The sequence below is a fragment of the Bacillus sp. RC240 genome, from assembly GCF_044907945.1.
GTDB classification, from domain to species: domain Bacteria; phylum Bacillota; class Bacilli; order Bacillales; family Bacillaceae_G; genus Bacillus_A; species Bacillus_A mycoides.
In genome coordinates this window covers 495,182-516,076 of sequence record NZ_JBIYCT010000002.1, presented here as the reverse complement: position 1 = coordinate 516,076, position 20,895 = coordinate 495,182, and the positions used below count along the sequence as shown (strand labels likewise).

The window sequence follows — 20,895 nt, the reverse complement described above, 5'->3', positions numbered from 1 at the left end:
AATTTTATGAAAAATCCTCAAAGAGGTGAAAGAAATTGAAGTTATTTTTACCAAATGAATATGTGAAAAATATATATCATATTCAACCAGAAGATTTGAAAAAACGTGGAATTAAAGGAGTTATTACTGATTTAGATAACACTTTAATTGAATGGGATCGTCCAAACGCAACGCCACAGCTTGAAGAGTGGTTTTTGAAAATGAAAGAAAATGATATTCAAGTAACGGTCGTTTCAAATAACAACGAGCAACGCGTTAAAGACTTCGCTGATCCATTAGGTATTCCGTTTATTCATAGTGCGCGCAAACCGTTTGTTCGCGCATTTAAGCGTGCGATACACGAGATGCACCTGCAGCCAGATGAAGTTGTAGTAATTGGAGATCAGTTACTAACGGATGTGCTCGGCGGGAATCGTGTGGGACTTCATACAATTTTAGTTGTACCGGTAGCGCAAACGGACGGATTGGTGACACGATTTAATCGGAAAATTGAACGAAGAATTATGAGAAACATGAAGAAAAAAGGCTTAATTAACTGGGAGGAATAAAGTTTGACTGAAACAATTAAATGTATTGGTTGCGGTGTAGAAATTCAAACAGAAAATAAAAATGAAGTAGGATACGCTCCTGCATCATCTTTAGAAAAAGAACAAGTAATTTGCCAACGTTGTTTTCGTTTGAAACATTATAACGAAATTCAAGATGTATCTTTAACAGATGATGATTTCCTTCGTATTTTGAACGGAATTGGACAATCAGACGCACTAGTGGTTAAAATCGTAGATATTTTCGATTTCAATGGTAGCTGGTTACCGGGCTTACATCGTTTTGTAGGGAACAATAAAGTATTACTTGTAGGGAATAAGGCTGACTTAATTCCAAAGTCAGTTAAGCATGATAAAGTAAAACATTGGATGCGCTATAGTGCAAAGCAACTTGGTTTAAAACCAGAAGATGTCTTTTTAATTAGTGCAGCTAAAGGACAAGGAATCGCTGAACTTGCTGATGCAATTGAGCATTACCGCGAAGGTAAAGATGTTTATGTTGTTGGATGTACGAATGTTGGTAAATCAACATTTATTAATCGTATGATTAAAGAGTTTAGTGATGAGACTGAGAATGTAATTACAACATCACATTTCCCAGGAACAACGCTTGATTTAATTGATATCCCATTAGACGAAACGTCATCTTTATACGATACACCAGGTATTATTAATCATCATCAAATGGCGCATTACGTTGGGAAACAAAGCTTAAAGCTTATTACACCGACTACAGAAGTTAAGCCAATGGTATTCCAATTAAATGAAGAACAAACATTATTCTTTGGTGGATTAGCACGATTTGATTATGTAAGTGGGGGCCGTCGTGCATTCACTTGTCATTTCTCAAACCGTTTAACAATCCATCGTACAAAGCTTGAAAAGGCTGATGAATTGTACGAAAAACACGCTGGAGAATTATTGAATCCACCGACACCAGAAGAATTAGAAAATATGCCTAAGTTTGTGAAATATGAATTTAATATTCGTGAGCCGAAAACGGATGTTGTATTCTCTGGATTGGGCTGGGTTACTGTAAATGAATCAGGAGCGAAAATTGTTGCTCATGTACCAAAAGGAGTAAGTGTTTCATTACGTAAATCTTTAATTTAATATGGAGAGGGATTTATGAAACAATTATATGGTGTAATCGGAAATCCAATTGGACATTCATTATCACCCGTTATGCATAACGATGCATTTGAACACTTGAATATGGATGCCCATTACCATGCGTTTCTTGTAGAAGAAGAAGCGCTAGGGGAAGCAGTAAAAGGTTTGAAAGCATTAGGTATTTCAGGATTTAATGTAACGACTCCGCACAAAGTTGCAATTATGGAGTACTTGGATGAGATTGCCCCGTTAGCAAGGCAAATCGGTGCGGTAAATACAGTAGTTCATCGAGATGGAAAATTGATTGGGTATAATACAGATGGAATTGGTTTTGTTCGTGCCCTGCAGTCAATTAGTGAAGATCCACTTCAAGAGAAACGTATTTTATTAATCGGTGCAGGTGGTGCTAGCCGAGCTATTTACTTCGCGCTTGCCGATGTAGGTGTGAAAGAAATTGATATTGCTAATCGTACGAGAGATAAGGCGAAAAACCTTATCTCTGGGTGCATGGCAAATGTTAATTCGCATGCTATATCGTTAGAATGTGCAGCAGAAAATCAAGGGGAATATGATATTATCATCCAAACAACAACGATAGGTATGCATCCACATGTTGAGTATACGCCGCTGGAAATTCGTTCATTGAAACAAGGAACGATTGTTTCTGATATTATTTATAATCCATTTGAGACGAAAATTTTAGGCGATGCGAAAGAACAAGGTGCAATAATTCAAAATGGAATCGATATGTTCGTTTATCAAGGTGCACTTGCATTTGAAATGTGGACAGGGTGTGTGCCGAATATTGATAGAATGAAACAATTAGTAATGAGAGAGCTTGGAGGCTAATTATATGTTAACAGGAAAACAAAAAAGATTTTTACGTGCAAAGGCACATCATTTAACACCGATTTTTCAAGTTGGAAAAGGTGGCGTGAATGAAAATATGGTGAAACAAATTGGAGAAGCATTAGAAGTTCGTGAACTATTTAAAGTGAGCGTATTACAAAACTGTGAATTTGATCGTAGTGAAGTTGCAGAAGAGCTTGCACAAGGTGCACGAGCTGAAATCGTTCAAGTAATCGGAAGCACAATTGTTTTATACAAAGAATCAAGAGAAAATAAGCAGATTAAGCTTCCTCGATAAAAGATATACGTGAGTTATTTTGTAATGGACGCTTGATATGTAGAAAGCGAAACCAATTGAACTTTTATTAACAGTGGGCTCTCTTCGAATATGTATGGGGAGAGTTGCTGTATGTAAAAGGAAGGGGCGTTTCTTTTGAGAAAAATTGGCATTATTGGTGGCACGTTTGATCCACCTCATAATGGGCACTTGTTAATTGCAAATGAAGTGTATCATGCTTTAGGGTTGGAAGAGGTATGGTTTTTGCCGAATCAAATTCCACCGCACAAGCAAGGACGTAACATTACGAGTGTGAAAAGTCGATTAAACATGCTGCAAATAGCGATTGAGGAAGAAGCATACTTTTCAATTTGTTTAGAAGAGCTAGACAGAGAAGGCCCATCTTATACGTACGATACTATGGTACAATTAACGGAGAAGTATCCGGATGTGCAGTTTCACTTTATTATTGGCGGAGACATGGTTGAGTATTTGCCGGAGTGGTATAACATTGAAAAGTTACTTAAGCTTGTGACTTTCGTTGGAGTTGCAAGACCAGGTTATACATTACATACGCCTTATGATATCGTAAAAGTGGAAATTCCAGAGTTTGCAGTTTCTTCTTCGCTGTTACGTGAGAGATATATGACGAAGAAAACGTGCAAATATTTACTCCCCGAAAAAGTACAGGTATATATCGAGAGGAATGGGTTGTATGAATCGTGAGGAAGCACTTAATATTGTCAAACAACAAATGCATGAAAAACGTTATATACACACGGTTGGTGTAATGGAAACAGCGATTGAACTTGCTCGGTTATATGGTGTAGATGAGGAAAAGGCAGAGACGGCTGCTATATTTCACGATTATGCAAAATGTAGAGCGATTCCAGAAATGGAAGAGATTATTAAGAGAGAAGCGTTGCCAAAGGATCTACTGCACTATAACAAAGAGTTATGGCATGCACCTGTTGGGGCATACTTAGTAGAAAAAGAAGTAGGCATTACTGATCCTGAAATTCTACAAGCTATTACATATCATACAAGTGGTCATGAAAAAATGACAATGTTAGATAAAGTTATTTATGTAGCAGATTACATTGAACCAGGACGTAAGTTTCCTGGTGTGGAAGAAGCGAGGAAACTCGCATATAAAGATATAAATCAAGCTTTACTGTTTGCTTTAAAGCGAACAATTCAATTTTTAATGGAAAAAGATCAAACGATTTATCCATTAACATTCCAAACATACAATGAAGTTATCAAGGAGGAAATTAATAAATGAAAGATAAAGAGTTATTAGTATTAGCGGCAAAAGCAGCTGATGATAAGAGAGCAGAAGATATGGTTGTACTAAATATGCAAGGTATTTCACCGATTGCAGACTATTTTATTATTTGTCACGGAAATTCAGACAAGCAAGTACAAGCAATTGCACGTGAAATTAAAGCGAAGGCACATGAGTTCGAAATTAACGTACAACGTATGGAAGGCTTTGATGAAGCGCGTTGGGTTTTAGTAGACCTTGGTGATGTGGTTGCTCATGTATTCCATAAAGATGAGCGTAATCACTATAATTTAGAGCGTCTATGGGGCGATGTGCCGCGTGAAGATATTGCAGATGAGCTAGATCAATGAAATACGAACAATTTGCTTTGCTGTATGACGAACTGATGAATGATGTCCCTTATGATAAATGGGTGGAATTCACAGAGGAAAGTTTACAACAGGCATCTATGAAAGAGGCAAGAATCCTTGACGTAGCATGTGGAACTGGTAACGTAACACTTCCGCTTGTGCGAAAAGGTTATGATTTAATTGGTGTAGATCTTTCGGAAGAAATGTTAACTGTCGCGCAGCAAAAATTGGGGGGAGAAGGCTATTTTATTCCTTTTTACCAACAAGACATGAGAGAGCTCGATGTTCCTGGTGAATTTGATTGTGTGACAATCTTTTGTGACTCATTAAATTATGTATTGCAAGAAGATGGAGTGCAAGAAACATTTAGAAGAGTTTTCCACCATTTACGTCAGGATGGCTTGTTTTTATTCGATGTACACTCTTTATATAAAATACATCACGTATTTCAAAATGAAACATATACAGTGAACGGCGAAGAAATATCACTTATTTGGAACTGCTTCCCTGGAGAAGAATCAGATAGTGTGGAACATGATTTGACATTCTTTGTACAAGATTCAGAAGAAGATGTGTATCATCGTTTTGACGAATGTCACGTGCAGCGTGCGTATTCGGTTGAAGTGTTAACAAAATGGCTTGAAGAAGCTGGGTTTACAGTGCTTCGCGTCACAGGTGACTTTGAACGAATTGAAGTGACAGAACAAACAGAGCGCATCTTTTTTATGGCGAAGAAGAATGGATAAAAGAAAAGCAACCGATAAGGTTGCTTTTGTTTTATAGAAAAGATGTAGTTTTAGTTCTAGAAAAATAAAAAGATGATATGTGTAAAGTGTAAAAATGCTAGTTTTAGTGAAAATGTAGCATGAAAAAGATAAGTATTAATAAAAAGGGTTTGGGATTACGATGGCGTATTTATTATGTGTGTTTATTGAATTGCTGCTCAACGCATTTTAAATCTTCATCAAATTTCTCATGTGTCCGTTCGATTAATTTATGAAACATATCCCCAACGTGCTCTTCTAAAATACGAATACCTTCTCCTGTAACACCGCCTTTAACGCATACCTTTTCTTGTAAAGTAGGTAATGTAAAAATTTCTTTTTCCAGTAATTTCCCCATTCCAATGACCATTTCACTTACTAAAGTAGTGGCTTCTTCATGTGTAATATTTGTTTTATCTACAGCAGCGTTAATGAAACATTGTAATAAATAACTAAAAAAAGCAGGGCCGCAGCTTGCTATATCAGATGAAACGCGCGTTATATCTTCTTCTATAACAAGGGGAGTAGAAATGTTTTTGAATAGACGAAGTAGTTTTTGTTGCCATTCTAGAGAGCAGTTATTTCCAAATGTAAATAGTGATGCGCCGGATAAGGCGCGGTTTGTGATGCTTGGAATGATACGAGCGACGTGGCAAGGTATAAGTGTTTCTAATTGTGATGGAGATATGGGGCTTGTGATAGAAACTAAGCAATCTTCGTCTGAAAAATGGTCAGCGTATTTTTGTAGAATAGGGTATATATCTATCGGTTTTACGCAAATGAAAATAAGCTGGGATTGTTCGATTACCTCTTGGATTGTTTTGGCTATATGAACAGAAGGGTATTTTTCTTTTATATGATATGCTTTGGCAGGCGTCCGATTAATAATAGTAAGGCACGAGGGTTTGACAGCACGGGTTTCTAAAAATGCATCGATTAGTATATTCCCCATGTTCCCTGTCCCTATAATTCCTATGTTCAATGTTTCATCCCTCCTTCGTAACAGCTTTCTCCTAAACAATATGAATGATGTTATAAATTTATGATTAGAGGTGTAAAATGATGTGGGATTTTCCGAAAAAATGGTTGGGATTAGTGATTATTATTGGCACTTTGATTTTTCTTTTTTTCTGGAAAACGAATCAGCAAACAGAGCGATCGCTCATTACAACGGAAGTTCAAGTGAAAGATGTGGAGAAAAAAAGTAAACCGAAAGTATTGGATACAAGGGAGCAGAAAAAAATAATTATAATTGATGTGAAAGGGGCGGTTTTTAAAGAGGGTGTGTATGAAATGAAGGAAGGGGACCGGGTGAAGGAGGCAGTTGAAAAAGCTGGTGGTTTGTTGCCAGATGCAGATGTGAAGAAAGTGAATTTGGCGCAAATGGTCCAAGACCAAATGCTTCTTTATGTTCCTAACAAGAATGAGCCAGTGCAAGAAGGGGCTACTTTTTCAAAAAGCGAGGGTAAAGTGCAAATAAATACAGCTTCTAAAGAGCAACTTGAAAAAATAACAGGCATTGGTTCTCGGAAAGCGGAAAGTATTTTGAAATACCGAGAAGAACATGGTCCGTTTCAGAAAATAGAAGATTTATTAGAAATTGATGGGATTGGTGCGAAGTCTTTAGAGAAAATAAAAGATCAAATTATTATTCCATAAAAGATTGACGAAGTTTTTCTTTTTTCGCTACACTACAAGTAGACAAAAAAGAAGGTGAAAAATATGGAACGAATTTCATGGGATCAATATTTTATGACGCAAAGCCATCTACTATCTTTACGTAGTACATGTACAAGGCTTGCGGTAGGAGCGACAATTGTTCGTGATAAACGAATTATTGCTGGTGGATATAACGGTTCAATTAAAGGTGGTGTGCATTGTATAGACGATGGTTGCTATGTCATTGATAATCATTGCGTTCGTACAATTCATGCTGAAATGAATGCTTTATTGCAATGTGCGAAGTTTGGTGCAAAAACAGAGGAAGCGGAAATTTATGTCACACATTTTCCTTGTTTGCAGTGCTGTAAGGCGATTATTCAAAGTGGTGTTACAGCGGTTTATTATGCACAGGACTATAAAAATCATCCGTATGCCGTAGAGTTATTTGAACAAGCGAGTGTAACAGTAAAGCACGTTCCACTAGAATACGATATTACATCGCTAGAGGAACAAGAGCGTCATTTACAGCTAAAGGAATTATTCGCAGCTTTAGAAAAAGATAATTTATCAATGGAAGAATTACAGCGTGTATTCACTAAAGCGAAAATGATGCTATAAGGAGTGAGTATGAGTTGAATGGGCAATGGGGCTATGTTGCAATCTCGTTTATAATTGGGATTGCAATTACCTTTTCCGCATCGCATTTGTTGGCTGCTTGTTGTTTCGTTTGTTATGTTTTATTTTGTTTATATCGTACTTCGCGTAAAACCTTCATATTTTGTATAATAGCGTGTTTTAGTGGCGCTATGTACACCACGTATGTTCAGAGTCTAAATAAGCCGCTAGGGGAGTCCTATGAAGTTACACGAGGGGTCGTGCAAAATACACCTCTAATTAATGGGGATCGTCTCTCTTTTCAAATTGAAGATCAGAATAAAAACTTAGTGCAGTTAAATTATAAAATACAATCTGCTTCGGAAAAGAAGCAGTTGCAACAATTACATGCAGGTATATCGTGTACATTTAAAGGGGAGGTGAAAGAACCACAAACTGCCCGGAATTTTCATGTTTTTGATTATCGTAATTATTTATATCAGCAAAAAATACATTTTATATTTGATGTGACATACATTTCTGAATGTCAAAAAACATCGTTGTCACTCGTGCAATGGATTTTCCTTCTCAGGCAACAAACAATCTCGAAAGTTACAGAAATGTTCCCGGAACAATCAGGTGCATTTATGAACGCATTATTATTTGGAGATCGACAACAAATGACGTTTGAAGTAGAAGAGCAATATCAACAATTTGGTCTTATACATTTGTTAGCAATTTCAGGATCGCATATCGTATTATTAATGGTTATAATGTATTTTGTTTTGCTAAGAAGTGGTGTGACGAAAGAGATAGCAACAGTATGCCTTATAGTTTGCATTCCTCTGTATATGATCATAGCTGGGGCGTCGCCATCTGTTGTGAGGGCTTCTATAACAGGAGTTTTATTATTGGTAGCTTTCATGTGCTCAGTTCGCTTATCTAGTCTAGACGCCTTAAGTATAACAGCTATATGTATGCTTATATACGATCCGTATCTTATTTTCAACATTGGATTTCAATTCTCATTTGTAGGTAGTTTTTCTTTACTACTATCTGCGCCGATATTATTAGGGAGTAGTAATGGGATATTTCGAAATTCTATTTACATTTCTATAATTTCACAGCTCGCTAGTACCCCCATCTTGTTATATCATTTTGGTTATTTTTCTCCTTATAGCATTTTCCTCAATCTTATATATGTTCCTTTTCTATCCATTATTGTATTGCCGTGTAGCATCATTATTCTTATATGTATGCCGGTTATTCCATTTTTCGCAAAAGGAATCGCATATGTACTTTCACTATGTTTAACCATTTCTAATGATTTTCTAAGTTACTGTGAAAGTTTCCCTTTCATCCGACTTACTTTTGGTCAAACTCCTTTATTTCTTGTGGCTATATATTGTTTTAGTATCGTTAGTATATTTGTGATTTGGGAAAGGGTAATAACGAAAAAAATTTTGTGCATAGTTGTGGGTGTGTTTCTTTTTATTAGTACTTGTCATTATGTATATCCATATTTTCGCGAAAGTGGGAGTGTTACATTTCTTGATGTTGGACAGGGAGATGCGATATTAATTCGTCTTCCGTACGATAAAGAGGTTTATCTTATTGATACAGGAGGAGCCCTTCCTGTCAAGAAGGAAGCGTGGCAACAAAAAAAGCATGAATTTTCTGTTGGGCATGATATTCTTGTTCCTTTTTTACAAAAAGAAGGTATAAAAACAATTGATAAATTAATTGTAACGCACGGAGATGCGGATCATATAGGTGCTGCGCTGGATTTGCTGTCATCTATTATTGTAAAAGAAGTTGTATTTGGGAGAAAGGAACAAGATGCTGTATTGGAAAAAGTGGTGAAGAAAAAGGCGTTAGAAAAGAGCATGAAGATAAGTGTAGTAGGAGAAGGGGAAGGTTGGAGGGTAAATGAAGCGGAATTTTTCGTATTAGCTCCAAAGGGGAAAGAAAAGGGAGAAAATGACTCTTCGATTGTACTATGGGCCAGACTAGGGGGACTAACATGGCTATTTACGGGTGATCTAGAAGAAGAAGGAGAAAAGTTTATAGTATCAACATATCCTGATTTGCGAGCTAATATTTTAAAAGTTGCCCACCATGGGAGTAAAACATCGTCTACAGATCCATTTTTAAGCCTTGTACAGCCTGCTGTAGCGATTATTTCTGTGGGGGAGCGTAATAGGTATGGGCACCCGCATAAGGAAGTTATAGAGCGTTTTAAGAAGATGGGTATTGAAATATGGCGTACGGATAAGCAAGGTGCTATTTCCTATGTTTTTAATGGAGAAAAAGGAACCTTTCAAAGTAAAATCACATATGATGAAACACATAGAAGATGAAAAAAAGAAGACTGCCGTTAAGCAGCAGCCTTTAAGAACCGATGAATTTAATAACAGTTGCAATAATGAAAAGTGTTGCGAAAAAACCAAATGAGACGATAAAGCCTACCCCTGAATCAATAGCGTCATTGCGTTTACTTTGAACGTTTTGTTCAAAATCATTCATTTAGAATCCCTCCCCAACATTCCATTTTAGTATAAAATATTGTCAGAAAAAAATCTACAATTTCCATATGAAGTGAAATAGAGTATTTGTATACTTTTTCTAGTTAGTTAAGTAGCGTGAATTTTTCATTTCCAATCATGTTAACAGTTGGCACTTATACTAAGATTATTATTGTAAATAATAAAGGGAAGGTGATTACCGCACACCAATAAGAAATCCGGGGCTTATTGAGTGGCGTTTTATATAAATAAAGGGGCGGGTTATAAAGACCGTCCCTTTGTACTTGTAAAACAAAAGCTAGGGCATTAGTATAAATATATATTGCCAAGTTAGGGAGTAGGAAAAAATATGAGTGATATACATAAGAAGATTAAAAAGAAACAGTTCGCTCCGTTGTATGTACTGTATGGAACGGAAGCCTATTTTATAAATGAAACGATAAAGCTTATTACAACGGAAGCGCTTGAAGAGGAAGATCGAGAGTTTAATGTTGTGACATACGATTTGGAAGAAGCGTATTTAGAAGATGTAGTTGAGGATGCGCATACACTTCCTTTTTTTGGAGAGCGTAAAGTTATATTAATAAAATCACCACTATTTTTAACGGCACAAAAAGAAAAATTAGAACAAAATATAAAAATTTTAGAAGAATATATTGGGGAGCCATCTCCTTTTTCTATTCTTGTTTTTGTTGCGCCTTATGAAAAATTAGACGAACGAAAAAAAATTACAAAACTATTAAAGAAAACAGCGGATGTAATAGAAGCAAATGCGATGCAAGTGCAGGATGTTCAGAAGTGGATTGTTTCTCGTGCGGATGAGGTGCATGTGCATATTGATAATGCAGCTGTTAGTTTATTGTTAGAGCTTGTGGGAAGTAATGTAACAATGTTGGCGAAGGAAATGGACAAGTTAACGTTATACGTCGGTATGGGCGGAGAAATTACGCCAAAACTTGTCACGGAACTTGTGCCGAAATCTGTTGAGCAAAACGTGTTTGCTTTAACAGAAAAAGTGGTGAAAAAAGATATCGCTGGTGCTATGCAAATTTTAGACGGATTATTTACACAGCAGGAAGAACCGATTAAACTGCTCGCTTTATTAGTAAGTCAGTTCCGCTTGCTACATCAAGTGAAAGAGTTGCAACAGCGTGGTTACGGACAAAATCAAATCGCGTCCCATATTGGTGTACATCCGTACCGGGTAAAGTTGGCGATGAATCAAACGAAGTTTTTCTCTTTTGAAGAATTAAAAAAAGTTATTATAGAATTGGCGGAAGCTGATTATAGTATGAAGACTGGAAAGATGGATAAGAAACTTGTGCTTGAGTTTTTCTTAATGCGGTTAAATCATATGTAGTGACACAAAAAAGTTCACGTACTTAGTACGTGAACTTTTTTGTGTATATAAAAAACGATCCGAATGGATCGTTTTTTAAACGCCTTACGCGTTTACTTGTTTCGCTAAGCGAGATTTTTGACGAGATGCAGCGTTTTGGTGGATAAGACCTTTACGAGCTGCTTTGTCAAGTTTTTTAGAAGCAGTTTTGAAAGCTTCTTTAGCATTTTCAAGATCGTTATTAGTAACTAAAGTTTCTACAGTTTTAACAGCAGTACGCATGTCAGACTTGATAGAAGCGTTATGTGAACGACGCTCTTCGCTAAGTTTAGCGCGTTTGATAGCAGATTTGATGTTTGCCATACTTTTCACCTCCCTGGTGCAATCGAATGACTCGATTCTTACATAGAACAAGTGATATTCTATCAAACGGTGAAGAGAATTGCAATAGTATATCAATGAAATTTCACGTAAAGGAAAGAATGACCTAATATAACTTGGGGAAATCTAACGATATTTACTATGAATTACGGAGGAGATACGATGAAAGAACCATTAGATTTAAGTAAATATAGTGTTAGAACTGACCTTGCTGTAGAGGCGCACCAAATGCTACAAGAGCGCCAAGAAGAACAAAAAGGGATACAGGGAGTTATTGTAAAAGAGAGGGAAGAAGAGGGAGTTACAATTACAAAAGTAACTATTGATGAAATTGCATCTGAGTCGATGGGGAAAAAACCTGGAAGTTATTTAACTCTTGAGGTGCAAGGTATACGACAACAAGATACGGAACTTCAGCAAAAGGTAGAGCGTATTTTTGCAAAAGAATTTTCTTATTTCTTAGAAGAGGTTGGAGTTTCAAAAGAAGCGAGTTGTTTAATCGTAGGTCTTGGGAATTGGAATGTAACGCCGGATGCACTCGGACCGATAGTTGTAGAGAACGTACTGGTGACGAGACATTTGTTTAAATTGCAGCCTGAAAGTGTGGAAGAAGGGTTTAGACCTGTTAGTGCCATTCGTCCAGGGGTAATGGGAATTACAGGGATTGAAACGAGCGATGTCATTTACGGAATTATTGAGAAGACAAAACCAGACTTTGTCATCGCAATTGATGCATTAGCTGCTCGTTCTATAGAACGAGTAAATAGTACGATACAAATTTCTGATACAGGAATTCATCCAGGATCTGGTGTTGGGAATAAGCGTAAGGAACTAAGTAAAGAAACATTAGGTATTCCTGTTATCGCAATTGGTGTGCCAACTGTGGTAGATGCTGTTTCGATTACGAGTGATACAATTGATTTTATTTTGAAACATTTTGGCCGGGAACTGAAAGAAGGAAACAAACCGTCACGCTCTTTATTGCCAGCAGGTTTTACATTTGGAGAAAAGAAAAAATTAACAGAAGAAGATATGCCAGATGAAAAGAGTCGAAATATGTTTTTAGGAGCTATTGGTACGTTAGAAGAAGAAGAAAAGAGAAAGTTAATTTATGAAGTGTTATCTCCTCTTGGTCATAATTTAATGGTAACTCCAAAAGAAGTAGATGCGTTTATTGAGGATATGGCAAATGTAATAGCCAGCGGTTTAAATGCAGCGCTGCATCATCAGATTGATCAGGATAATACAGGGGCATATACACATTGATGGAAAGAGGCAGAAATAGCTTGAGTCAATTTACGCTGTTATGTATATGCGGTACAGTCTTATGTTTGCTTATGATGATAGCTGGAGTGGGACTCGCTAATCATGGTCTAAAAAGTATGAAGGGATATCGTCAGCTGTCATATGAACAAATTGCTCATATGACAGGAACAGAAGGCGCTGGGGCTGAACCCGGAATTTCGGGAGAGACGTTTTCGGCTATTGAAAAACAAAAACAGTTAGAAAGCTTAAGAAGTTTTAATGTTGTAGAAGGTATCGGTATGGCGATAGCAAGTGTTGCTCGTGATATGACAAAGTTTGGAACGGATATAGTTGTTGGGGCAATAAAAGGAATTTTTAGTTAAGGGTAGCGGGAAGGATGGTTGTCTTATGTTTGTAAGAGAGCTGTCTTTTAATTTGAAAAAGGTTTGTCTCTTATGGTTTGTTCGCATAAGATATAGATAGAGTGATTTGTATTGTAAGCAGCACGAGTTTTCATTGAATCTTTGCTGCTCTATTGATATAATCAGTGCTAGTGTATATTGGCGAGACTATTAGGAGTTGAGAACATAGATGAATAAAGAAGAAAGAGCAAAAAGACAGTCCAAAATTCGTAACTTCTCCATCATTGCTCACATTGACCACGGGAAATCAACGTTGGCAGACCGTATTTTGGAGAAAACAAACGCGTTGGCACAGCGCGAAATGAAGGCGCAATTGCTTGACTCTATGGAGTTGGAGCGTGAGCGTGGTATTACAATTAAATTAAATGCAGTACAACTAACGTATAAAGCGAAAGACGGTGAAGAGTATATTCTTCACTTAATCGATACTCCAGGACACGTCGACTTTACGTACGAAGTATCTCGTAGTTTAGCGGCTTGTGAAGGTGCAATTCTTGTAGTGGATGCAGCGCAAGGAATTGAGGCGCAAACATTAGCGAACGTATATTTAGCGCTTGATAATAATTTAGAAATCTTACCAGTTATTAATAAAATCGACTTACCAAGTGCAGACCCAGAACGCGTACGTCAAGAGGTAGAAGATGTAATTGGTTTAGATGCATCGGAAGCTGTACTTGCTTCAGCGAAAGCTGGCATTGGTATTGAAGATATTTTAGAGCAAATCGTTGAAAAGGTACCAGCTCCAACAGGTGATTCAGAAGAGCCGTTACAATGTATGATTTTCGATTCTTTATATGATCCGTATCGTGGTGTAATTGCATATATCCGTGTTGTAAATGGAACGGTAAAAGTTGGCGATAAAGTACGTATGATGGCAACTGGAAAAGAATTTGAAGTAACAGAAGTAGGTGTGTTTACACCGAAAACGACGCAACGTGACGAGTTAACAGTAGGTGATGTAGGTTTCTTGGCAGCATCTATTAAAAACGTAGGCGATACACGTGTTGGTGATACGATTACACATGCGAAACGTCCGGCTGCAGAGCCGTTAAAAGGGTATCGAAAATTAAACCCAATGGTATTCTGTGGTTTATATCCAATCGATTCTGCACGTTATAACGACTTACGTGATGCGTTAGAAAAACTAGAATTGAATGATTCTGCTCTTGAATTTGAGCCTGAAACATCTCAAGCTTTAGGTTTTGGTTTCCGTTGTGGTTTCTTAGGGCTTCTTCACATGGAGATTATTCAAGAACGTATTGAACGTGAATTCAAGATTGACTTAATTACAACAGCGCCAAGCGTTATTTATAAAGTGTATTTAACGAACGGTGAAGATTTTATTGTTGATAATCCATCTAATATGCCAGATCCACAGACTATCGATCGTGTAGAAGAGCCGTTTGTGAAGGCTGCAATTATGGTTCCGAATGACTATGTTGGAGCTGTAATGGAAATTTGCCAAGGGAAACGTGGAACGTTTATTGATATGCAATATTTAGATGAAACACGTGTTACATTGACATATGAAATCCCGTTATCAGAAATCGTATATGATTTCTTCGATCAATTGAAATCAAATACGAAAGGATATGCATCATTTGACTACGAGTTAATTGGTTATAAACCATCTAAACTTGTGAAAATGGATATTCTTTTAAATAATGAACAAGTGGATGCTTTATCATTTATTGTACATCGTGATTCAGCGTATGACCGTGGTAAAGTAATTGTAGAGAAATTAAAGAAATTAATTCCAAGACAACAGTTTGAAGTGCCAATTCAGGCGACTATCGGAAATAAAGTTGTATCTCGTTCTACAATTAAGGCGATGCGTAAAAACGTACTTGCAAAATGTTACGGTGGTGACATTTCTCGTAAGCGTAAACTTCTTGATAAGCAAAAAGAAGGTAAAAAACGTATGAAGTCTGTTGGTTCTGTAGAAGTGCCGCAAGAAGCATTCATGGCTGTACTGAAAATGGATGATAACTAATGGAGTGAACTATAATTAGTGGAGATTTTTCTATTCTTCGCTAATTATTAGCCCGCACCAATCGTGATAAAAGTAGAAGCCGTTCGTTCGGCTTCTTTTTTATATGCTACTTTTTAGACATCTTAGCATCTCTCATTTACAATAGTGAGAGAGCTTTTTAGTGATTGATATAGAGTTAGGAGACTATCAATGTCCGAAAATATTCGAAAAGATATTCGAGAGAAAATACAAAAAGGTAATTTTAATTGCGAAAAGGAACTGACGCTTTCTATAATTAGTGGGAAGTGGAAAGTTGTGATATTGTGGCACTTAGGTGTGGAAGGTCCGCATCGTTTTAGTGAATTGCAACGTCTGTTCCCGAGCATTTCTCATAAAGTGTTGTCAAATCAATTGAAAGAGTTAATGGAGGACGGGATTGTTGATCGAACGGTATACCCGGAAATTCCTCCGCGTGTTGAGTACTATATGACGGAATTAGGTATGTCGCTTTTACCGATCGTTGAAATGATGTATGATTGGGGAAAAATGCGAATGGAACAAATCCGTAATACAGTAGAGAAGTAAAGAATCCTCCGGAGTGCGGAGGTTTTCTTTTTAGAAAGGTAGGAGTTATATTTGGTACAAGCTGCATATATTCATATTCCGTTTTGTCAGCATATTTGTCACTATTGTGATTTTAATAAAGTATTTATTGAACGCCAACCGGTTGATCGATACTTACAATATTTAGAGAAAGAAATAATAAATACGGTTCAAAAAGTACCGTTTGAAAGTATGAAAACGATTTTTGTTGGCGGAGGAACTCCGACGGCATTAAATATGGAACAGACAAAAAAACTACTCGACATCATTAACCGTCGTTTGCGTCCATTTGCGCCGAATTGTGAATTAACATTTGAAGCGAATCCAGGTGATTTACCGAAAGAGAAATTGAACGTATTGCTAGAAGGTGGAGTAAACCGAATTAGTTTTGGTGTGCAAACGTTTCGTGATGAGCTACTTGAGAAGATTGGACGCAGGCATACGAGAGAAGATGCATTCGTAGCAATTCGAGAAGCGCAGGAAGTCGGTTTTACAAATATTAATGTAGATTTAATTTATGCTCTGCCTGGACAGACGATAGAAGATGTAAAGGAAACATTAGACATTGCCTTTACGCTTGGTGTACAACATTTCTCGGCATATTCCTTAATTGTGGAACCGAAAACCGTATTTTATAACTTAATGAATAAAGGGAAATTAAGACTTCCAGGTGAAGACCATGAAGCGAAAATGTACGAAATGGTAATGGATGAAATGGAGAAACATGGTTATAACCAGTATGAGATTAGTAACTTCTCAAAAGGTAATAATGAAAGTAGACACAATCTCACATACTGGAATAATGAAGAGTATTATGGATTTGGAGCTGGAGCGCATAGCTATGTGAACGGGGAACGAATTCAAAATGTAGGCCCGCTCAAGCAATATTTCACTAAAATTGATGAGACAGGATTTCCGTATTTAGATGTTCACCCAGTGACAGAGAAAGAAAAAATGGAAGAAGAGTTGTTCTTAGGACTTCGAAAAACAAAAGGTGTTTCTAAGCTAGAATTCCAAAAGAAATTTAATGTGGAGATGGATCATGTTTTTGCAAAGCAGTTACAAAGTAATCAAGAACAAAGATTACTTGAAAACAGAGATGGACATGTTTGTTTAACGAGGAAAGGGAAACTATTAGGGAATGAAGTATTCCAGTCATTTTTGATTGATTAATTAAATGTGCCATAAGCGTGAAAAAGTTTCGTTATTTCGTGACGTTTCCGTTGACAATTGAATGTCAATTTTGGTAAGTTATTAATAGATTTAGCACTCGAAGACAAAGAGTGCTAACAGAGGTGATGATGAGATGCTTACGGAACGTCAGCTCTTAATTTTACAAACAATTGTTGATGACTTTATTGGATCAGCGCAACCAGTTGGTTCGAGGACGTTGGCTAAGAAAGATGAAATTACGTTTAGTTCAGCTACTATTCGAAATGAAATGGCTGATTTAGAAGAACTAGGATTTATTGAAAAAACGCATAGTTCTTCTGGGCGTGTTCCTTCTGAAAAAGGGTATCGTTTTTATGTAGACCATCTTTTAGCGCCGCAAAACTTACCGACCGATGAAATTGTACAAATTAAAGATTTATTTGCTGAAAGAATTTTTGAAGCAGAAAAAATTGCACAACAATCAGCTCAAATTTTATCAGAGCTTACGAATTATACGGCCATTGTTCTTGGTCCGAAATTGAGCACAAATAAACTTAAAAATGTACAAATTGTACCGCTTGATCGTCAAACAGCAGTCGCTATTATTGTAACAGATACAGGGCATGTGCAAAGTAAAACGATTACCGTTCCGGAATCTGTTGATTTATCAGATTTAGAAAAAATGGTTAATATTTTAAATGAAAAGCTATCTGGTATACCTATGGCAGAACTTCATAATAAAATCTTTAAAGAGATTGTTACAGTCTTGCGTGGGTATGTTCATAATTACGATAGTGCAATAAAAATGTTAGATGGTACATTTCAAGTTCCTTTATCGGAAAAGATATACTTTGGAGGGAAAGCAAATATGCTTTCGCAACCAGAGTTCCATGACATTCAAAAAGTAAGATCCTTGCTGACAATGATTGATAACGAAGCTGAGTTTTATGATATTTTGCGTCATAAACAAGTTGGTATTCAAGTGAAAATTGGTAGGGAAAATTCTTCAATTGCTATGGAAGATTGTAGTTTAATTTCTGCAACATATTCGATTGGAGAAGAGCAACTAGGAACAATTGCGATTTTAGGTCCGACGAGAATGCAATACTCTCGTGTAATTAGTTTGTTGCAGTTATTTACAAGACAATTTACAGACGGACTTAAAAAGTAAATGAGAGTAATACATTCGCTCAAGTGATGAGATTCTCATTGCTGTGTGTAATATATAATGCTTAGGTAATCGTGCTAAGCGTGATACCTAATACCTTTTAAGGAGGTGAAAATTGTGGAAGAGCGTAACGAACAAGTGGTAGAAGAAGTGAAAGAAGCGCAAGTTGAAGAAGCTGTCACGCCAGAAAACAGTGAAGAAGCTGTAGAAGAAAAAAGTGAGGCTGCTCTTTTACAAGAAAAAGTAGATGAGTTACAAGCGAAACTAACGGAAACGGAAGGTCGCACATTACGTCTACAAGCTGATTTTGAAAATCATAAGCGCCGTGTCCAAATGGATAAACAGGCTGCTGAAAAATATAGAGCACAAAGTTTAGTTTCAGATATTTTGCCAGCTCTTGATAATTTTGAAAGAGCGATGCAAGTGGAAACAACTGATGAGCAAACGAAATCCTTGTTACAAGGTATGGAAATGGTGCATCGTCAATTGCTAGAAGCGCTGACTAAAGAAGGTGTTGAAGCGATTGAATCTGTTGGTAAACAGTTTGATCCTAATGAGCACCAAGCTATTATGCAAGTCGAAGACAGTGAATTTGAATCAAACGCGGTTGTGGAGGAATTCCAAAAAGGTTATAAACTAAAAGACCGTGTGATTCGCCCATCAATGGTAAAAGTAAATCAATAATTTACATAAAAGTAGGAGGAATCGCCATGAGTAAAATTATCGGTATTGACTTAGGTACAACAAACTCTTGTGTAGCTGTTATGGAAGGTGGAGAACCAAAGGTTATCCCAAATCCAGAAGGAAACCGTACAACACCTTCTGTTGTAGCTTTCAAAAATGAAGAGCGTCAAGTTGGGGAAGTTGCGAAGCGTCAAGCAATTACAAACCCAAATACAATCATGTCTGTTAAACGTCATATGGGTACAGACTACAAAGTAGAAGTTGAAGGTAAAGATTTTACACCTCAAGAAATTTCTGCAATCATTTTACAAAACTTAAAAGCTTCTGCTGAAGCATACTTAGGTGAAACAGTAACGAAAGCTGTTATTACAGTACCTGCCTACTTCAACGATGCAGAGCGTCAAGCAACGAAAGATGCTGGTCGTATCGCTGGTTTAGAAGTTGAGCGTATCATTAACGAACCAACAGCCGCAGCACTTGCTTACGGTTTAGAAAAACAAGATGAAGAGCAAAAAATCTTAGTATATGACTTAGGTGGCGGTACATTTGATGTATCTATCCTTGAGTTAGCAGACGGCACATTCGAAGTTATTTCAACTGCTGGTGACAACCGTCTTGGTGGAGATGACTTTGACCAAGTTATCATCGATCATTTAGTAGCTGAATTCAAAAAAGAAAATAGCATTGATTTAAGCCAAGATAAAATGGCACTTCAACGTCTGAAAGATGCAGCTGAAAAAGCGAAGAAAGATCTTTCTGGTGTAACACAAACACAAATTTCATTACCATTCATTAGTGCTGGAGCTGCTGGCCCATTACACTTAGAATTAACGTTAACAAGAGCTAAATTCGAAGAAATTTCAGCTAGTCTTGTTGAAAGAACATTAGAGCCAACTCGTCGTGCATTAAAAGACGCTGGTTTTGCTCCAAGCGAATTAGATAAAGTTATCCTTGTTGGTGGATCTACTCGTATCCCAGCTGTACAAGAAGCAATTAAACGTGAAACTGGTAAAGAGCCATACAAAGGTGTAAACCCAGATGAAGTTGTAGCATTAGGTGCTGCAGTTCAAGGTGGCGTACTTACTGGTGATGTAGAGGGCGTTCTATTATTAGACGTAACTCCACTTTCTTTAGGTATCGAAACTATGGGCGGTGTGTTCACGAAACTAATCGAGCGTAACACTACAATTCCGACAAGTAAGTCACAAGTATTCTCAACAGCTGCTGATAACCAACCAGCGGTAGACATTCACGTACTACAAGGTGAGCGTCCAATGTCAGCTGACAACAAAACGTTAGGTCGTTTCCAATTAACAGACCTTCCGCCAGCACCACGTGGAATTCCACAAATCGAAGTAACATTCGATATTGATGCGAACGGTATCGTTAACGTACGTGCAAAAGACTTAGGAACAAGCAAAGAGCAAACTATTACAATCCAATCTTCTTCAGGTCTTTCTGATGAAGAAGTAGATCGTATGGTACAAGAAGCTGAATCAAATGCTGATGCTGACCAAAAACGTAAGGAAGAAGTTGAACTTCGTAACGAAGCTGACCAACTTGTATTCCAAACAGACAAAGTTGTAAAAGATTTAGAAGGTAAAGTAGATGCAGCTGAAGTAGCGAAAGCAACGGAAGCGAAAGAAGCATTACAAGCGGCAATCGAGAAAAACGAACTTGAAGAAATCCGCGTGAAAAAAGATGCTCTTCAAGAAATCGTACAACAATTAACTGTTAAATTATACGAGCAAGCTCAAGCGGCTGCAGGGCAAGCAGAAGGTGCACAAGGAGCACAAGACGCTGGCGCAAAAAAAGATAATGTAGTAGACGCTGAGTTTGAAGAAGTAAAAGAAGACAAGTAATACAGTGAAATAAAATAAGTAAGATGACAAAAAGTCAAAGTCAAGCGTGCCTTGGCTTTGACTTTTTTCACGAATAAGAAGAAATGTGTGAGGATCTTAG

General features: G+C 37.1%; 23 protein-coding genes. 20 read left to right on the top strand and 3 right to left on the bottom strand.

The window, feature by feature from the left end; all coding sequences use genetic code 11:
- Positions 1–35 precede the first annotated feature (35 nt).
- The 8 genes from ABH955_RS10690 to ABH955_RS10655 all read left to right on the top strand — a co-directional run bounded on the left by ABH955_RS10690 (position 36) and on the right by ABH955_RS10655 (position 5,168).
- The gene (locus tag ABH955_RS10690; protein WP_002015225.1) at positions 36–548 is read left to right on the top strand and encodes a YqeG family HAD IIIA-type phosphatase; all 513 of its coding nucleotides are present in this window, start codon (positions 36–38) and stop codon (positions 546–548) included.
- 3 nt (positions 549–551) lie between these two features.
- Positions 552–1,658: a ribosome biogenesis GTPase YqeH gene (gene yqeH / locus ABH955_RS10685; protein WP_404454093.1), complete on the top strand. Its 1,107-nt coding sequence runs from the start codon at positions 552–554 to the stop codon at positions 1,656–1,658.
- A 15-nt stretch (positions 1,659–1,673) separates the two neighbouring features.
- Positions 1,674–2,507 (top strand): shikimate dehydrogenase, encoded by an 834-nt coding sequence (aroE, locus tag ABH955_RS10680; protein WP_404454090.1) that lies wholly within the window; start codon positions 1,674–1,676, stop codon positions 2,505–2,507.
- Between the two features lie 4 nt (positions 2,508–2,511).
- Positions 2,512–2,805: a ribosome assembly RNA-binding protein YhbY gene (gene yhbY, locus ABH955_RS10675; RefSeq protein ID WP_002015220.1), complete on the top strand. Its 294-nt coding sequence runs from the start codon at positions 2,512–2,514 to the stop codon at positions 2,803–2,805.
- Between the two features lie 135 nt (positions 2,806–2,940).
- Positions 2,941–3,510, top strand: a complete 570-nt coding sequence (locus tag ABH955_RS10670; RefSeq protein WP_404454087.1) for a nicotinate-nucleotide adenylyltransferase — start codon at positions 2,941–2,943, stop codon at positions 3,508–3,510.
- The gene (gene yqeK, locus ABH955_RS10665) at positions 3,500–4,069 is read left to right on the top strand and encodes a bis(5'-nucleosyl)-tetraphosphatase (symmetrical) YqeK (protein ID WP_404454084.1); all 570 of its coding nucleotides are present in this window, start codon (positions 3,500–3,502) and stop codon (positions 4,067–4,069) included. The genes ABH955_RS10670 and yqeK overlap by 11 nt, the downstream gene beginning before the upstream one ends.
- Positions 4,066–4,422 (top strand): ribosome silencing factor, encoded by a 357-nt coding sequence (gene rsfS / locus ABH955_RS10660; RefSeq protein ID WP_000653209.1) that lies wholly within the window; start codon positions 4,066–4,068, stop codon positions 4,420–4,422. Before yqeK ends, rsfS begins: the two co-directional genes overlap by 4 nt.
- On the top strand, positions 4,419–5,168 hold the full coding sequence (locus ABH955_RS10655) for a class I SAM-dependent DNA methyltransferase (protein WP_002088700.1): 750 nt from the start codon (positions 4,419–4,421) through the stop codon (positions 5,166–5,168). Before rsfS ends, ABH955_RS10655 begins: the two co-directional genes overlap by 4 nt.
- Positions 5,169–5,340: 172 nt before the next feature.
- Here the strand turns inward: ABH955_RS10655 and comER are convergent, their stop codons facing one another.
- A complete protein-coding gene (gene comER / locus ABH955_RS10650; RefSeq protein WP_002015213.1) occupies positions 5,341–6,168 on the bottom strand; it encodes a late competence protein ComER in 828 nt (275 codons plus the stop codon).
- A gap of 77 nt (positions 6,169–6,245) precedes the next feature.
- Between comER and ABH955_RS10645 the strand changes: the two genes are divergently transcribed.
- From ABH955_RS10645 to ABH955_RS10635, 3 genes are all read left to right on the top strand, one after another.
- On the top strand, positions 6,246–6,845 hold the full coding sequence (locus ABH955_RS10645; protein WP_404491104.1) for a helix-hairpin-helix domain-containing protein: 600 nt from the start codon (positions 6,246–6,248) through the stop codon (positions 6,843–6,845).
- Between the two features lie 63 nt (positions 6,846–6,908).
- Positions 6,909–7,466: a ComE operon protein 2 gene (locus ABH955_RS10640; protein WP_002088698.1), complete on the top strand. Its 558-nt coding sequence runs from the start codon at positions 6,909–6,911 to the stop codon at positions 7,464–7,466.
- A gap of 14 nt (positions 7,467–7,480) precedes the next feature.
- Complete coding sequence (locus ABH955_RS10635; RefSeq protein WP_404491103.1) at positions 7,481–9,802, top strand: DNA internalization-related competence protein ComEC/Rec2; 2,322 nt, start codon at positions 7,481–7,483, stop codon at positions 9,800–9,802.
- Between the two features lie 31 nt (positions 9,803–9,833).
- Here ABH955_RS10635 and ABH955_RS10630 read toward each other — a convergent pair whose 3' ends face one another.
- Positions 9,834–9,968, bottom strand: coding sequence for a YqzM family protein (locus tag ABH955_RS10630; protein WP_000997609.1), 135 nt, complete (start codon positions 9,966–9,968; stop codon positions 9,834–9,836).
- Between the two features lie 348 nt (positions 9,969–10,316).
- On the opposite strand from ABH955_RS10630, the gene holA reads away from it, so the two are divergent.
- Positions 10,317–11,327: a DNA polymerase III subunit delta gene (holA, locus tag ABH955_RS10625; RefSeq protein WP_002034073.1), complete on the top strand. Its 1,011-nt coding sequence runs from the start codon at positions 10,317–10,319 to the stop codon at positions 11,325–11,327.
- An 84-nt stretch (positions 11,328–11,411) separates the two neighbouring features.
- Here the strand turns inward: holA and rpsT are convergent, their stop codons facing one another.
- The gene (gene rpsT, locus ABH955_RS10620; RefSeq protein WP_113935599.1) at positions 11,412–11,669 is read right to left on the bottom strand and encodes a 30S ribosomal protein S20; all 258 of its coding nucleotides are present in this window, start codon (positions 11,667–11,669) and stop codon (positions 11,412–11,414) included.
- A gap of 180 nt (positions 11,670–11,849) precedes the next feature.
- Here rpsT and gpr point away from each other — a divergent pair, with 180 nt between their 5' ends.
- The 8 genes from gpr to dnaK all read left to right on the top strand — a co-directional run bounded on the left by gpr (position 11,850) and on the right by dnaK (position 20,795).
- Positions 11,850–12,953, top strand: coding sequence for a GPR endopeptidase (gpr, locus tag ABH955_RS10615; RefSeq protein ID WP_002088693.1), 1,104 nt, complete (start codon positions 11,850–11,852; stop codon positions 12,951–12,953).
- The gene (locus ABH955_RS10610; protein ID WP_061689604.1) at positions 12,953–13,315 is read left to right on the top strand and encodes a DUF3679 domain-containing protein; all 363 of its coding nucleotides are present in this window, start codon (positions 12,953–12,955) and stop codon (positions 13,313–13,315) included. Before gpr ends, ABH955_RS10610 begins: the two co-directional genes overlap by 1 nt.
- A 208-nt stretch (positions 13,316–13,523) precedes the next feature.
- Positions 13,524–15,347: an elongation factor 4 gene (lepA, locus tag ABH955_RS10605; RefSeq protein ID WP_002034072.1), complete on the top strand. Its 1,824-nt coding sequence runs from the start codon at positions 13,524–13,526 to the stop codon at positions 15,345–15,347.
- 189 nt (positions 15,348–15,536) lie between these two features.
- Positions 15,537–15,911, top strand: coding sequence for a winged helix-turn-helix transcriptional regulator (locus ABH955_RS10600; RefSeq protein WP_002015203.1), 375 nt, complete (start codon positions 15,537–15,539; stop codon positions 15,909–15,911).
- Between the two features lie 51 nt (positions 15,912–15,962).
- Positions 15,963–17,102 carry a radical SAM family heme chaperone HemW gene (hemW, locus tag ABH955_RS10595; protein ID WP_404491102.1) on the top strand — a complete coding sequence of 380 codons (1,140 nt, stop codon included), beginning with the start codon at positions 15,963–15,965 and terminating at the stop codon, positions 17,100–17,102.
- A 133-nt stretch (positions 17,103–17,235) separates the two neighbouring features.
- Entirely contained in the window at positions 17,236–18,252 is a 1,017-nt protein-coding gene (hrcA, locus tag ABH955_RS10590; RefSeq protein WP_002067157.1) for a heat-inducible transcriptional repressor HrcA, read from the top strand.
- Between the two features lie 114 nt (positions 18,253–18,366).
- Positions 18,367–18,933 (top strand): nucleotide exchange factor GrpE, encoded by a 567-nt coding sequence (gene grpE, locus ABH955_RS10585; RefSeq protein ID WP_002138384.1) that lies wholly within the window; start codon positions 18,367–18,369, stop codon positions 18,931–18,933.
- Between the two features lie 26 nt (positions 18,934–18,959).
- Positions 18,960–20,795, top strand: a complete 1,836-nt coding sequence (gene dnaK, locus ABH955_RS10580) for a chaperone protein DnaK (protein WP_404491101.1) — start codon at positions 18,960–18,962, stop codon at positions 20,793–20,795.
- The last annotated feature ends 100 nt before the right edge of the window (positions 20,796–20,895 follow it).